The sequence below is a fragment of the Halococcus sp. PRR34 genome (assembly GCF_028617175.1).
In the GTDB taxonomy this organism is placed as follows: domain Archaea; phylum Halobacteriota; class Halobacteria; order Halobacteriales; family Halococcaceae; genus Halococcus; species Halococcus salifodinae.
The window spans coordinates 1-13,604 of record NZ_JAQJDA010000013.1 but is presented as its reverse complement, the minus strand read 5'-3'; the positions used below and the strand labels follow the sequence as shown (position 1 = coordinate 13,604).

The window sequence follows — 13,604 nt, the reverse complement described above, 5'->3', positions numbered from 1 at the left end:
AGAACGACCCCCGCGAACCCCCATTTATTCATACGATGTCCACAAACGGACCTACCAATGGTAACCGAACGACTGCGGCGGCCGTGGTGGGACGCATGAACGGCGGTGACGGGACCGAGGAAGCCGAGGGGGCGTACTTCGCCCGGATCGTCGACGAGGAGTCGTTGGCGAGCTACTTCGAGCGGGAGCTGGGCTCCGTCGAGGAGTATCACATCGAACACCATCAAGAAGGTCACTCGAACGAGACGCTGTTCGTGGAGTGGGGCGAGCGTGACCTCGTGGTTCGCCGGCCGCCGCCCGGCGAGACCGCCGACACCGCCCACGATGTCCTCCGAGAGCACCGGGTGATGGACCACCTCCAGGACACACCGGTACGAGTCCCGCCGACGGTGCTCGCGTGCGAGGACGAGTCGATTCTCGACTGTGAGTTCTACGTGATGGAGCGCGTCGGGGGGAGCGTGCTCCGCGAGGCCGAACCCGAGCGCTTCGCCACACCGGCCCACCGCCAGCGGATCGGCGAAGAGCTGATCGACGGCCTCTGTGAGATCCACGCCGTCGACCCTGGAACTGTGGGACTGGGCGAGTTCGGCCATCCGGAGGGGTTCACCGAACGCCAGGTGAAGCGGTGGTCCGAGCAGTTGACATGGGCGTTCGATGTCACGAGCGACGAGCGCGAGGTGCCCGCACTCTACGACGTGATGGAGTGGCTGACCGCGAACGTGCCCGACGCGCCGACCCATACTCTAGTTCAGGGCGACTACAAGCTCGATAACGTGATGTTCGCGCCTGGCACACCGCCGGAGCTCGTCGCGGTGTTCGACTGGGAACTGAGCACGCTCGGAAACCCGCTCGTGGACCTTGGGTGGCTCCTCTCGTACTGGTGGGATGCGGGCGACCCGGACCCGCCCGCGGCGACCGACTCGCTCAACGCGACGTTCATGACCCGCGAGGGCTACCCCACCCGGAAGGAACTCGTCGAGCGCTACGAGACCAAGACAGGAATCGAGTACGAACACGACCGGTTCTACCGCGCGCTCGCGGTCTACAAACTCGCGGGCCTCGGCGAGATGTTCTTCCGACGGTACTTGGAGGGCAACGCCGACGACCCGCTGTACCCGAAGATGGAGACCGGCGTTCCCGAACTCGCCGACCGCGCGCTCCGGATCATCGCAGGCGAGGAGCCGCTGTGAGCTACTTCGAATCGGTCGCGGTCGGCGACACCGCTCGGACTGCGGGACGGACGGTGACGAGCGCGGACGTGACGAACTTCGCGGGCGTGAGCGGCGATTTCAACCACCACCACACCGACGCCGAGCGGATGGCCGACACCGAGTACGGCGGCCGGATCGCCCACGGCGCGTTCGTCTTTTCGGCGATGACCGGCCTGCTCTGGCAGTCGCGCACGCCCGAACAGCGCGAGGACGTGATCGCGTTCTACGGGGTGGACGGACTCCGCTTCACCGCGCCGACGTACGTCGGCGACACCATCCACGTCGAGATCGAGGTCGTAGCGAAAGAAGAGCGCGAGCATCCGCGTGCCAGCGGGACCGTGCGGTACGACGCTGCGGTGAAAAACCAGGACGACGAGACCGTGCTCCGGTGTGAACTCCTCTCGCTGGTGCGCTGAACAACGCCTTGGGACCAGGGCAGTACACGGGTTTGCCAGTCACTCTCGACAGTCATTCTACCGCCGACGCCGCACCGCAGTCGAAACAGACGTTGACGAGATATTCGGTGTCCTCGGCTAGCCTGACACGCATATTGCTCCGGTCACACTCCGGACACGCCACTGCCGACTCGATACCACACTCGGGACAAACGAGGACCTCTTCGCCATTCACTATCACTGGCTGTCTGTCCTCGTGACCGCACTCGGGACACGGCAGCGGAACCCGCACGTCCTCGCTGTCGCGGGGAGCGCCCACCGCGAACGCCACCACCGGCTCGTCGGCAGCGTTCTTGCCGGACTGGAACTCGCCAGGCGCGAACCGGATCGCCTCGTTCTCGTCGACAGTGATCTCGCCGACCGAACAGTTCGATTCTGCACGGCTTCGCGGTGTGTACGTTTCGAACGTCGCCTCTCCTTCGACGATGAGAAACACCTCTTCTTGGTCCATATGTGCGTGGATCGAGCCGCTGAACCGCTCGTCGGGGTCGAGGACGTACCGGTTGATCGCGATATCGGCGGTGTTCAGCGGGCCAGATAGTTTTCGTCGGTCAATATTGTTCTCGGACGGAGCGGGATCGAGGTCGTCGATCGAGGCAGTCTCCATGTCCACAGTCCGAACTGCGGTACACAAAAACGTGCATCCGCTCAGCCAGAAGCGACGGCGCGCGACTCGTCGATCAGTCGTCGTTCAAGCTTTCGAGGAGTTCGGGGTCGGTTCCGAACTTGAGGACGTTCGTCACGACGGAGTTGCGGATGTTCGCCACGACCTTCCCGTGCTGTTTGTAGAACTCGTGGATCCACCGGGACTCGGCCTCGCGGGCGGGGAACATCATCACGGTCTTCCACTGGTACTCGCCGTCGGAGAGGAAATAGAAGAGGGTGTTCGGCGAGTCGCGGATGTACTCCATCGCCGCGCGCCACTCCTCAGCGAAATGCTCGGGGTCGAACTTGAACTCGAACAGCCCGAAGATGAAGTACTCCTCGTTCGGGATGATCGCCTCGCGGAAGACCCCCTCCTCGCGCATTCGGCGGATCGACTCGCTGATCGTGACGTGCGAGACGTCGATGTCGTACTCCTCGGCGAGGATGTCGGTGAGTTCGCGCGAGGACACCTGGGGATCGCGCGCGAGCTCGCGCAGGATCACCACGTCGCGGTGCGAGAACTCCCATTCGGGCGCGTCGTCGGTCATCGAATCGCTCTTACAGGGATCATCCCGCACCCGGCGTAAGAAACTCACGGAGTTCCGCGACGTACGCGTCGGGCCGATCCGCCATCACCCAGTGGTAAGCCTCGTCGAGTCCCACCACCTCGCCGTCGAGATCGTCAGCGAGGCGCTCGCCGTATTCGATCGGCTGGAAGTCGTCGCCAGCACCCCACAAGCCGAGGAAGTCGGCGGTGATCGCGTCGTAGTCGATCTCGGTCGTGTGATTCGTGTTGGTCGCCACCGCACACCGCGCGAGCGAGGTACGACCTTCCTCCGAGAGCCACGGCGCGGTCAGTCCCTCGACGAACGCCGGATCGGGGTCGCCGTACGCGCCGAGCGTGAACGCCGAACTCACCTGCTCTTCGAGGTCGTCGAGCGGCGTTTCGGTGGTTTCGGGGAGTTCGAAGTCGGTGATGAACTCCACCGGCCACGAGTCATAACACACCGCGTTCGAGCAGACCAGCTGGGCGACCGCGTCCGGATGGTGGGCGGCGTAGCGCAGCGCGACCCCGCCGCCGATGTCGTGAGAGACGATCGAAACCGTCTCGATTCCCAACTCCTCCAGCAACGCTGCGAGCATCGCCTCCTGGGCGCGGATCGACCGATCGAACCCGTCGGCCATCGCGGAGTTGCCGTACCCAAGGAGGTCGGGCACGATGACGCGCCGATCCTCGGCGATCGCCGGGACGACATCACGCCAGAGAAACGACCACGTCGGAATGCCATGGAGGAAGACGACGGGCGGGTCGTCCGTCCCGCTCGTGCCGTCGCCACTCTCGTCGCCTTCGCTGTCGAGACCCCCGCTGCCGTCGTGGCTGCCGGGGCCGTCGTCGCGGTACGCCACCGAGAGGTCGTGGCCGTCGACCGTCACGGTGGTCGTTGCCTGGCCGACAGCCCACTCGTCGTGGTTCATAACAACTGGTCGGCGATGATGTTCTTCTGGATCTCGCTGGTGCCCTCGTAGATCTTGGTGATCCTCGCGTCGCGGTAGTACCGCTCGGCGGGGTGATCGGTGACGTAGCCCGCCCCGCCGAACACTTGAATCGCCTCGTCGGCCACGTCGACCGCGTGCTCGCTCGCAAAGAGCTTCGCCATGCTCGCAAAGCGCACCGCGTCGTCGTCGCCCGCCTCGACGTGGGTGGCCGCCCGGTAGGTCAGCGAGCGCGCGGCGTCGACGTTCGTCGCCATCTCCGCGAGCTTGTGCCGGATCGCCTGGAACTCCGCGATGGGTTGATCGAACTGCTCGCGCTCGCCCGCGTACTCTCGCGCGGCGTCGAGCGCACCCTGTGCGGCTCCGACGGCCTGGGCGGCCACACTGGTCCGACCCGACGCAAAGAAGTCCATGAGCTGGTAGAACCCCTTGTTCACCTCGCCGATAACGTTCTCTTCGGGCACGCGCACGTCGTCGAGCATCACCTCGGCGAGATCCGAGGCCCTGATCCCGAGCTTGTTGTCGATCTTCTCGGTCGAGAACCCCTCGGAATCGGTCGGAACGAGGAAGGCGGTGATCCCCTGGTGACCCGCGCCGGGATCGGTTTTCGTCATCACGACCGCGATGTCGGCGACCGTCCCGTTCGTGATCCACATCTTGTTGCCATTGAGAACGTACTCGTCGCCGTCCTTCTCGGCGCGAGTTTCGATCCCCGCCACGTTCGAGCCGTGGGCGGGCTCGGAGATCGCGCTCGCGGAGGCCGACTCGCCCGCCGCGATCGGCGGGAGCCACTCCTCTTTCATCCACTCGTCGCCGTACTTGACGATCATGTTGCTTCCGAACCCAGCCGATCCGACCGCGCTCCCGATCCCCGGGTCGGCGCGCCAGAGTTCCTCGGTCACGAGCGCCGACGACAGCGTGTCCATCCCCGCGCCGCCGTACTCCGTCGGGATGTTCGGGGCCACGAAGTCGTACTCGGCAGCCTCCTTCCGGAGCTCTTCAGGGTACTCGCCCGACTCGTCGTGTTCGCGCGCGACGGGTACGATCTCCTCCTCGGCGAACTCCCGGACCGCACTCCGGATCGCCTCCTGCTCGCCCGATAGCTGAAACGACATACTCGTTACTGTGCTTCCATCGAAAAGTATCTTCGCCCCAGTGTTGAACATCGGTAACTTCGACGCCGGTTTCGGGGGAACGACTATGCCGGTGCCGCTCGTCGGCCACGGTATGCGCGCAGCAGTCCTCCGCGAGTACGGCGAACCGCTCGACGTGACAGAGGTCGACGCGCCCGATCCCGCCGCCGACGGCGCGGTGATCGAGCTGGAGGCGTGTGGCATCTGCCGAAGCGACTGGCACGGCTGGCAGGGCGAGTGGGACTGGCTCGGGCTCAAGCCACCCGAAGGCCAGATCCTCGGCCACGAGCCCGCGGGCAAAGTGATCGACGTCGGGAGCGAGGTCGAGAACGTAAGTGAGGGCGATCAAGTCACGGTCCCGTTCAACCTCGGCGACGGCACCTGCCACCAGTGTCGGACCGGCCACTCGAACACCTGCGAGAACATCGTGCCGCTCGGGCTGAACGAAGCGGCTCCGGGCGCGTTCGCCGAAGAGATGCACGTTCCCGTTGCTGACCACAACGCCGTCCAACTCCCCGACGGCGTCTCGGCAGTCGACATGGCAGGACTGGGCTGTCGGTTCATGACCGCTTTTCACGCGCTCGCTCACCAGGCGGATGTCGACGCCGGCGACTGGGTCGCGGTCCACGGCTGCGGCGGCGTCGGACTCTCAGCCGTACACATCGCCGACGCACTCGGTGGGAACGTCGTCGCGATTGATCTCCAATCGGAGAAGCTCGAGCTGGCCGAGGACCTCGGCGCGAGCGAGACGGTCAACGCGAGCGAAACCGAGAACGTACCCCAAGAGGTGAAAGCCATCACCGACGGCGGCGCAGCGGTCTCGGTCGATGCGCTCGGGATCGCGACCACCTGCCGCAACTCGATCATGAGCCTCGGGACCCGCGGCCAGCACGTCCAGGTCGGACTCAGCACCGACGACGAGCAGGGATCCGTCGAACTCCCGACCGACATGATGGTGATGCAGGAGATCGAGTTCGTCGGCTCGCTCGGGATGCCACCGACTCGATACGACGAGATCTTCCGGATGGTCGCTGACGGCAAACTCGATCCGAGTGTGGTGGTTTCGGAGACGGTCGGTCTCGACGATGTCTCCGCAAAGCTCGCCGCGATGAGCGATTTCGAGACGATGGGGATTCCGGTAATCGACGAGTTCTAAAACCCACTTTTTACACGGGGTCCTCCCTCGCTCCCTGCGGTCGCTCAGTCGAACCCCGTCCAAAAACCTGGACTAAAAACACCCGCGAACGCCGTCGGCGTTCGCGGCGAACCGCGCTCGCTTCGCTTACGCGGACGGTCTCCGTCTACATCCGCACCGCGTTCCACGACCGCACCGCCCGAGCCCTCAGTCACTCCGTTCCCTCGCCCTCGATCCACCGAGGAACCCCACCGCCGAAGCCCTCGACCGTTCGCTTCGCTCACGGGCTCGCCCTTCATCCGCCAGGAGAGCTTCGCTCTCCTGAGCCTCGACTCGCTGCGCTCGTCGAGACGCCAGGCCCGCACTGCCACCGCAACCGCCAACAACCGGCAGACGGCAAGAATACCACACAGCGACGAACCACAACGTTGTTAGTGCGATCCACGAAGGAACTGACGTGCAGACCGAGCACGTGACCGCGGTCGGCGACGCCCGCGACCTGGCGCTCGCCGACGATTCGATCGATCTCGTGGTCACGTCGCCGCCGTACCCGATGATCGAACTTTGGGACGATCTCTTCGCCGATCTCGATCCGGCGATCGGCGATCACCTCGATCGGGGTGCCGGCGACGCGGCCTTCGAGGCGATGCACGCGGCGCTCGCCCCCGCGTGGGACGAACTCGCGCGCGTGCTCAAACCGGGCGGGATCGCCTGCATCAACGTCGGCGACGCCACCCGCTCGATCGACGACGAGTTCCAGCAGTACCCGAACCACGCGGCCGTCGTCGAGGCGATGCGCGAGCGCGGGTTCCGATCACTGCCCGACGTCCTCTGGCGAAAGCCCGTCAATCGCCTCACCAAGTTCATGGGCTCGGGGATGGTGCCGACGAACGCCTACACCACCCTCGAACACGAGTACATCCTCGTCTTCCGGAACGGCTCGACGCGCGAGTTCCCGCCGGGCGAGCGCCGCCGCTACGAGAGCGCGTACTTCTGGGAGGAGCGCAACGACTGGTTCTCCGATCTCTGGACGCTCACGGGCACCGACCAGGCCCTCGACGGTGAGGGCCGCGACCGCTCGGGCGCGTTCCCGCTCCAGCTCCCGCTCCGGCTCGTCAACATGTACTCGGTCTACGGTGATCGCGTGCTCGACCCCTTTTGGGGAACCGGAACAACGACGCTCGCGGCGATGCTCGCCGGTCGCAACTCGGTCGGGTTCGACCGCGACCGCGCGCTCCTCGCGGGGTTCGACGACCGGATCGCGGGCCTCGAAGCACGGTCACGATCGTACGTCGAACGGCGACTCGACAACCACCGCGAGTTCGTCGCCGAACGCGAAGCGGCGGACGAAGAACTCGGTTACGACGTCGAACACTACGATTTCCCCGTCGTCACGAAGCAAGAACGACGAATCCGGCTCTACGCCGTCGAGGACGTCCGCCCGACCGCCGGTGGATACGCCGTCGAGCACGCGCCGTTCGAGCCATAGCGGGACTTTTGTTCGCCCGGCCGGACTCAAGGACATGAACTTCGAGTCGCTCGTTCTCGCGGCCGCCACGGCCGACCTCGCCGAAGAGCCGGCTGCGCGCGAACACGCCGACGCCGTCGAGTTCCGGCTGGACCTCGCGTCCGATCCACTCGTGGCGCTCGACGCCTACGACGGCGAGCTTCCGCTACTGGCGACCAACCGGACGGAAGTCGAGGGCGGTGGGGCCGCCGAGGGGCCGAAACGACTCGACGTGCTCCGCCAGGCCGCCGAGCATCCAGGCGTCGAAGCCATCGACATCGAACTCGCAGCAGTCACGGAGAACGAGCATGCAGGGGAAGACGGCGGTGCGGATGTCGTTGCCCACGCCCGCGAGCACGATGCGAGCGTCGTGGTCTCGGCTCACGACTTCTCGGGAACGCCACCGCAGTCGGAGCTTCGGGAGACGCTTTCGCGGGCCTGCGAACACGGCGATATCGGAAAGTTTGCGACCACCGCCACGTCGATCGACGACGTGCTCGCGCTCCTCTCGGTCACGCGCGATCTCGACGCCGACGGACATCGGGTGGCGACGATGGCAATGGGAGCGACGGGACGGCACTCCCGCGCGATCGCACCGCTGTACGGCTCGCGGATCGCGTACGCGCCCGTCGACCCGGATGCGGCGACCGCACCGGGCCAGTACGACCTCGCGACGCTCGCCGACCTACTCGACGCGCTACGGTGACTCGGCGGGCTCTTCGACCGTGAGCCACTCGCCGAGTCGGGCGGCCACGCCGACGCCGAGCAGGCTGATGCAGACACCGACGACCACGAACGCCACCAGTCGGATGTCGCCGGCGATCTCGAATCCCCGGATGGAGACGATCCCGAGCGCCATCGGCGGAACAGTCAAGGGGTCGATCACGCCGGCGCGTTCGAGGAAGTACGCCGCGAACCCGCGGACCACGAACGCGACCGCGATCACCACGAACGGCAGGTTGAGCGCGGCGTTTCCTATCTGGGTGTTTCGGAGCCACTCGTCGAGCGCACGGCCGATGCTCGCGGTCAGCGCGGCGATCGCCAGCCACGGCACGCTGTCGAACAGAAACGCCATCGCGGTCGTCAGCACGCTCGCCTCGGCCGCGAGCGGCGTGGCACTGATGACGCCCGCGACGATCCCGACGAGAGCGAGCCCCGCCGCGACCACGCTCGTCACCACCGAAACCCGACCGGTGTAGAGCCCGTCGCGAACCCCGCTCGCGAGCACCGCGAGCGCGTCGTCGACCCCGAGGCCCTTGTAGAGCAAGAACAGGCCGGCGACGCTGGCGACCGCCGCGAGCGCGGCCGTCACGTTCTGCACGGCGACGAGGATGGGCACCGCGAGCAAGAAGAGGCCGATCGGAACGAGTACAGTGGCCCGGAGCTGTTCGTCGGCGAGAAACTGCTTCAGGAGGTAGTAGGTGGATTCGAGATCGCGCGCCTGCCGCACCACGACCCGCGAGACCCCATCCACGCGAACCCGGCTCTCGATCACGTGGACCAGCCGCTCGTCGGCCGCGTTGTCGGTCACGACCACCGCCGACTCCACAGGATGATCGGCGAGGAGGTCGTCGATCTGCTGGGCGATCGCCCGGTCGCTATCGACTGACTCGTCGGGAGCCGACACCACCGCCAGCACCGGCTCCTCGCCCTCGTCGCGGCGCTCGCGAGTGATCCGGAGGCCTTCGAGCAGGCAGTTCACCCGACTGTCCTCGGGATCGTCGAGCCCGACCTCGGTGACGAGCGAGCGCACCGCCCGCTCGCCGACCACCGGCGTCTCACCAGCGGCGTCGGCGATGACCGCGCCGCGATCGATGCAGACGACCAGGCTGCTCACGCCCGGTTCGATGGCGTCGTCGAATAAAAACGTGCGTCATGACCCGGCCGTGTTTCGGAACACGGTTCGCAGCTGATCTACAGCCGGAGTCGAAACTCCTCGTCGACGCCGACCGCGCCCGCGACGCCCGCGCCGAAGGCATACGCCACGCCCTGGGACTCCGCCCGGAGCCGTTCGAGGAAGTTCTGTTGGGGTTCGAACTCCTCGACGGTGACCTCGCGGGTGTCGAGCCGGTCGGCGAGTTCGTCCTCGATGTCCTCGCGGGTGCCGAGCTCGTCGACGAGCCCGTTCTCGTTGGCGTCGGTGCCCAGATAGACCCGTGCTTCGGTGTCGCGGACCGTCTCCTCGTCGAGCCCGCGCCCCTCTGCGACTCGCTTGACGAACGTCTCGTAGTAGTCGTCGACGATCCCCTGAAGGTACTCTTGATCCTCTTCCTCGGGCTCTTTCAACGGGAAGCCGGCGTCCTTGTACTCGCCGGCGTTGAGTGGCTGGTATTCGAGGCCGAGCTTGTCGCCCAGCCCCTTGGCGTTCACGTTCGAGCCACGGACGCCGATCGAGCCGACGATGCTGGCCTCGCGCGCCCAGAGCTCGTCACAGCCGCTCGCGATCCAGTATCCACCGCTCGCGCAGGTGTCGGTCGCGTACGCGATCGTCGGGCCTGAGAACCGCTCGACAGCGAGTCGGATGTCCTCGCTCGGGAGCACCTCGCCGCCGGGCGTGTTGAGCTTCACGATCAGCGCCCGGACGTTGGGGTCCTCGTCGGCGCGTTCGATCTCCGCGACCACCTTGTCCGCGGGAGTCGAACTCTGTCCGCTGCTCGGAAGGCGACTCCCCTCGCGCGTGATCGGCCCCTCGACCGCGACCTCGGCGACGTCGTAGCCGTCGCTGACCTGCGAACGGAACCGCTTGATCGTCCCCCACACGCCGGCACCCGCGGTCGCGCCCGCAACGATACCGCCGAGCGCTCGCTGTCGGGATCGGTGATCCGTCATACCGCCGTTCGGAGGGCGGGAGGGATTAAGGGTTCGCTCGTCGTGTAGCGGTCGCTGCGGCGGCTACGATCACAAAACGTCGCGTCGAATCGGTTTAGAGCTTGCCCGCTTTCTGCAGCTTCATCAGGTCCTCGGTGTCGAGGGTCTCGCCCTGCTTGAACTGCTCGTAGATCTCCTCGGCCTCGGCTTCGGCCTCCTCGCGCTTCTTGTCGCGCTCGGATTTGCGCTCCTCTTCTTCCTCTTTGTCCATCTCGCGCAAGCGCTTCTGGACCTCGACGAAGTCCTCGTGGTGGCGGTCGGCGGCCTCCTGGGCCTCGACGAACTTCTCGTGCCACTCGTCGGCCTCGTCGCGGACGTCGTCGGCCTCGCGGTAGGCCTCGATCATCTGGTTGTGGTGCTCCTGGGCCTCGTCGGCGAGCTCGGTGACCTTCTCGTGGTGTTCGGAGGCCTCCGCACGGACCTCCTCGGCCTCGGCCTTGATCTCTTCGAGCCCGTCGGTGTCGTCGAGGGCCTCCTGTCGCTGTCGGTACTCCTCGCGTTTGTTCTCGATCTTCTCGATCAGCTCGCGCTCGTCCTCGCTGGAGAGCACTTCGGTCTGCTGTTTGAACTCGAGGTCCTCGATCTCGGATTCGAGCTCGTCGAGGTCCTTGCCCTCGTCGAGTTCGAGGTCGGACTTCATGTCGTCGACCTCGTCGAACAGCTCGTTGGCCTCGGCGTTGAGCTCGTTGCGTTTGGACTTGTGCTCCTGTACCTGATCGTTGAGCTCGTCGCGCTGCTCGCGGTGCTCTTGGGCGGCGTCGACCTTCTCGCGGGTCTTGGCGTTGAGGTCGTCGCGCTTGGAGGCGCGCTCGGAGGCCATCTGATTGAGGTCGTTGCGCCGGTCGCGGAGCTTGCCGGCGAGTTTGATCAGTTTGCCTTTCGAGTCGCTGTCGAGGTCGTCGTCGGTGAGTTCAACGTTCGCTGATTGTTCGATTGTGCTTGGCATGGTTCGTTACGATTCCAGTCGCGCTGGCGTCCGTGGTCGCCGCTCCCGGTCGGTCGCTGTCGGCTGGTGAGGAGAAGCCCGTATCATTTCGGTGTGCGTGCGATCCCACAGAAACGCCAGCGGCGTTCTGGTATCTGCACGTACTGCCAGAACGGGTTTAAACGTTGCGGTCACGACAGTCTGTAAACAAGTACCATGGGTGGTGCGTCGCCGACTTCCCCACACCGCCGATCCGCCGCTACCGATCGACTGTTGTGGTCACCACGTGATCGTCGATCGACAGGGACAGTTCGACACGGTGTGCCTCGATCGGCACGTCGATCTCGCCGACCGTGTCCCGCGAGAGCGGGCCGATTTCGACCGACAGCGCCCCATCGGCGTCGCCGGCCGTCCACGCGAGGTCACCCGTTGCCGGTTCGGGAGTGTCGTTCACCACGACGGCGCGGGTTTCACCCGGCGTGGACTCGTCGAGAAACGCTTTCACCGGCGCGAAGGCGGTCTCGATCGGATCGGTGTCGTTATCGTCCGTCGCTGGCGGGAGCGCCGTGACGATCGGACGGCCCGACTCCCGGAGTCGTTCGAGTGCGTGTCCGGCGCGTTCGGCACGTTCGTCCGCGTCCGCCCCGGGAACGACGTAGCGGGTGTGTGTGCCGGCATCCAGCGGATCGTCAGCACCGGCGTAGCCGTCGAGCAGCCACGCAGTCGGGCTCGACACCTCTTCGGGGCCAGCATCGAAGCCGGGAAAGACGAAGGCGGGAACGTCGTTCGGCAACGCTTCCGCAGCCGCCGTCGCGGTCGCTGCAGGATCACCACCACTGGTTGCACGCAGGACGTAGCGATCACCCTCGTCGTCGATCGATTCGAAGCGTGCGGCGTCGTCGCGGACGCCGAACCCTGCGAGGCTCGGGTGGTGGCCGTACGCGCCGCCGAGAGTGCGGGCGACTCGTCGCGGCCGCTCGACGTCGAGTCCGCCGGGATCGAGCGGGACGTCCTGGCAGATGAGCAGCCCCGCCTCGTCGGCAGCGTCGTAGAACGCGGGCGGCGGAACCGCACCCACGGGACGGACGAGAGTCGCGTTCGCTGCGAGCGCGCGCTCGACCGTTTCGGGGGTGGGCGATCGCACACACAGTCCCCGGATCGGAACCCGGGTGCCGTTGACGACGATTCCGTCGGAGCGACTCTCGACCGTTTGAAATCCAGTCGTGGCGGTCCGCTCGCTCTCGTCGAGCGCGGCGTGGACGGTGTAGCGGTTCTGCGCGCCGAACCCGCGTGGCCACCACCGGTCGGGGTCGCGGACGGTGAGCTGGCCGCGGACGGTCACGCGATCGCCCGCGTCGGCAGTAACGCCCACATGGCTCAGCGCACTCATTCCATCCGTGTCTGCCGATCGAAGCGAAAGCTCGATTCGATCGCGGAGATCGGTGCCCGCATCGACGGTGACGATCGCGTTGACGCCCGAGCCGTCGTCGGTGTCGTAGTGACGAATCGTGAGGTCGGTGATGACGTTCTCGGGGGTGGGTTCGACGCTCGCTCGTCGGACGCCGGGGATCGTTGGCTCGTTCGCCGGCGACGTTTCCCCGGCATCGTCCAGTCGGTTTTCGGGAGTTCGACACTCGACGAGGAGTTCGTTCCTGTCGGCGGGCTCGAACACCGATCGGAACGGCGTGAAGGGGGTGTCGTGCGTGCCATAGAAGTCGCCGTTCAGCCAGACCCGTCCGCGAGGGGAGAGTCCGTGGAGTTCGAGCAGCGCTCGACCCGCCCCATCGCGTGGATCCGCGAACGACGTCCGGTAGGCGACGGCGTGCTCGCCAGCGAAGCGTGACGGACGCAGCGAATCGACCGCGACCCACTCGTCGGTGGTCGGTGGCCCTTCCCCCGGATCGACGGCCGCAGCCTCCCACTCCCCGAGTTTCATGGTTCGAGCCGGGCACGCCGCGATCATAGCCTTTGCGTTGAACCTTTTTGCAAGGGGGGGGAGTGCGCCCCCTCACTCCACTCGGTCACTCGCGTTGCTCGTTTGGTCGCGGCAGGACTCCTGGCGCTCGCCGCAACCGCCTCGCCTCCGTAACCGCCCCGCCTCTGCACAACACCACCGAAGCCCTCGGCGCGCGCTCACTCCGTTCGCTCACGGGTCGTTCCTCCCCGTTCGTGCGTTCGGCGGTGCTCACTTCGTTCGCACCGCCCGTCGCTCGCCCTTCATCCGCTGTCAG

The 13,604-nt window shown here is 66.2% G+C and carries 13 protein-coding genes; 5 read left to right on the top strand and 8 right to left on the bottom strand.

From position 1 onward, the window contains the following. The first annotated feature begins 95 nt into the window (after nt 1-95). Together PHA81_RS14435 and PHA81_RS14430 are read left to right on the top strand one after the other, a co-directional pair. On the top strand, nt 96-1,190 hold the full coding sequence (locus PHA81_RS14435; protein ID WP_005042573.1) for a phosphotransferase family protein: 1,095 nt from the start codon (nt 96-98) through the stop codon (nt 1,188-1,190). Next, nucleotides 1,187-1,627: a MaoC/PaaZ C-terminal domain-containing protein gene (locus PHA81_RS14430; protein ID WP_005042571.1), complete on the top strand. Its 441-nt coding sequence runs from the start codon at nt 1,187-1,189 to the stop codon at nt 1,625-1,627. The genes PHA81_RS14435 and PHA81_RS14430 overlap by 4 nt, the downstream gene beginning before the upstream one ends. A gap of 52 nt (nt 1,628-1,679) precedes the next feature. On the opposite strand, the gene PHA81_RS14425 is transcribed toward PHA81_RS14430, so the two are convergent. The 4 genes from PHA81_RS14425 to PHA81_RS14410 all read right to left on the bottom strand — a co-directional run bounded on the left by PHA81_RS14425 (nt 1,680) and on the right by PHA81_RS14410 (nt 4,920). After that, nucleotides 1,680-2,273: a hypothetical protein gene (locus PHA81_RS14425; RefSeq protein WP_005042569.1), complete on the bottom strand. Its 594-nt coding sequence runs from the start codon at nt 2,271-2,273 to the stop codon at nt 1,680-1,682. Between the two features lie 73 nt (nt 2,274-2,346). Then, entirely contained in the window at nt 2,347-2,859 is a 513-nt protein-coding gene (locus PHA81_RS14420) for a hypothetical protein (RefSeq protein ID WP_005042566.1), read from the bottom strand. A 19-nt stretch (nt 2,860-2,878) separates the two neighbouring features. Then, entirely contained in the window at nt 2,879-3,787 is a 909-nt protein-coding gene (locus PHA81_RS14415) for an alpha/beta hydrolase (protein ID WP_005042563.1), read from the bottom strand. Beyond that, entirely contained in the window at nt 3,784-4,920 is a 1,137-nt protein-coding gene (locus PHA81_RS14410) for an acyl-CoA dehydrogenase family protein (RefSeq protein ID WP_005042561.1), read from the bottom strand. The genes PHA81_RS14415 and PHA81_RS14410 overlap by 4 nt, the downstream gene beginning before the upstream one ends. A gap of 112 nt (nt 4,921-5,032) precedes the next feature. Here PHA81_RS14410 and PHA81_RS14405 point away from each other — a divergent pair, with 112 nt between their 5' ends. From PHA81_RS14405 to PHA81_RS14395, 3 genes are all read left to right on the top strand, one after another. Next, nucleotides 5,033-6,094 (top strand): zinc-dependent alcohol dehydrogenase family protein, encoded by a 1,062-nt coding sequence (locus PHA81_RS14405; protein WP_193790509.1) that lies wholly within the window; start codon nt 5,033-5,035, stop codon nt 6,092-6,094. Nucleotides 6,095-6,530: 436 nt separating this feature from the next. Next, complete coding sequence (locus PHA81_RS14400) at nt 6,531-7,562, top strand: site-specific DNA-methyltransferase (RefSeq protein ID WP_005042556.1); 1,032 nt, start codon at nt 6,531-6,533, stop codon at nt 7,560-7,562. Nucleotides 7,563-7,596: 34 nt separating this feature from the next. Beyond that, nucleotides 7,597-8,286, top strand: a complete 690-nt coding sequence (locus tag PHA81_RS14395) for a type I 3-dehydroquinate dehydratase (RefSeq protein ID WP_005042554.1) — start codon at nt 7,597-7,599, stop codon at nt 8,284-8,286. On the opposite strand, the gene PHA81_RS14390 is transcribed toward PHA81_RS14395, so the two are convergent. From PHA81_RS14390 to PHA81_RS14375, 4 genes are all read right to left on the bottom strand, one after another. Continuing rightward, the gene (locus PHA81_RS14390; RefSeq protein WP_005042552.1) at nt 8,278-9,417 is read right to left on the bottom strand and encodes a DUF373 family protein; all 1,140 of its coding nucleotides are present in this window, start codon (nt 9,415-9,417) and stop codon (nt 8,278-8,280) included. The genes PHA81_RS14395 and PHA81_RS14390 overlap by 9 nt on opposite strands. Nucleotides 9,418-9,494: 77 nt before the next feature. Next, nucleotides 9,495-10,409, bottom strand: a complete 915-nt coding sequence (sppA, locus tag PHA81_RS14385; RefSeq protein ID WP_005042549.1) for a signal peptide peptidase SppA — start codon at nt 10,407-10,409, stop codon at nt 9,495-9,497. Nucleotides 10,410-10,503: 94 nt separating this feature from the next. Then, a complete protein-coding gene (locus PHA81_RS14380; RefSeq protein WP_005042547.1) occupies nt 10,504-11,394 on the bottom strand; it encodes a coiled-coil protein in 891 nt (296 codons plus the stop codon). A gap of 238 nt (nt 11,395-11,632) precedes the next feature. Further along, entirely contained in the window at nt 11,633-13,309 is a 1,677-nt protein-coding gene (locus tag PHA81_RS14375; RefSeq protein WP_005042545.1) for a glycoside hydrolase family 2, read from the bottom strand. Nucleotides 13,310-13,604: the final 295 nt, after the last annotated feature.

What these genes read in the sequence shown, in the direction of transcription:
- sppA (WP_005042549.1), bottom strand. Translation starts at nt 10,409, where the DNA reads ATGACGGATCACCGATCCCGACAGCGAGCGCTCGGCGGTATCGTTGCG.
- PHA81_RS14380 (WP_005042547.1), bottom strand. Translation starts at nt 11,394, where the DNA reads ATGCCAAGCACAATCGAACAATCAGCGAACGTTGAACTCACCGACGAC.
- PHA81_RS14410 (WP_005042561.1), bottom strand. Translation starts at nt 4,920, where the DNA reads ATGTCGTTTCAGCTATCGGGCGAGCAGGAGGCGATCCGGAGTGCGGTC.
- PHA81_RS14425 (WP_005042569.1), bottom strand. Translation starts at nt 2,273, where the DNA reads ATGGAGACTGCCTCGATCGACGACCTCGATCCCGCTCCGTCCGAGAAC.
- PHA81_RS14435 (WP_005042573.1), top strand. Translation starts at nt 96, where the DNA reads ATGAACGGCGGTGACGGGACCGAGGAAGCCGAGGGGGCGTACTTCGCC.
- PHA81_RS14405 (WP_193790509.1), top strand. Translation starts at nt 5,033, where the DNA reads ATGCGCGCAGCAGTCCTCCGCGAGTACGGCGAACCGCTCGACGTGACA.
- PHA81_RS14420 (WP_005042566.1), bottom strand. Translation starts at nt 2,859, where the DNA reads ATGACCGACGACGCGCCCGAATGGGAGTTCTCGCACCGCGACGTGGTG.
- PHA81_RS14395 (WP_005042554.1), top strand. Translation starts at nt 7,597, where the DNA reads ATGAACTTCGAGTCGCTCGTTCTCGCGGCCGCCACGGCCGACCTCGCC.
- PHA81_RS14415 (WP_005042563.1), bottom strand. Translation starts at nt 3,787, where the DNA reads ATGAACCACGACGAGTGGGCTGTCGGCCAGGCAACGACCACCGTGACG.
- PHA81_RS14375 (WP_005042545.1), bottom strand. Translation starts at nt 13,309, where the DNA reads ATGAAACTCGGGGAGTGGGAGGCTGCGGCCGTCGATCCGGGGGAAGGG.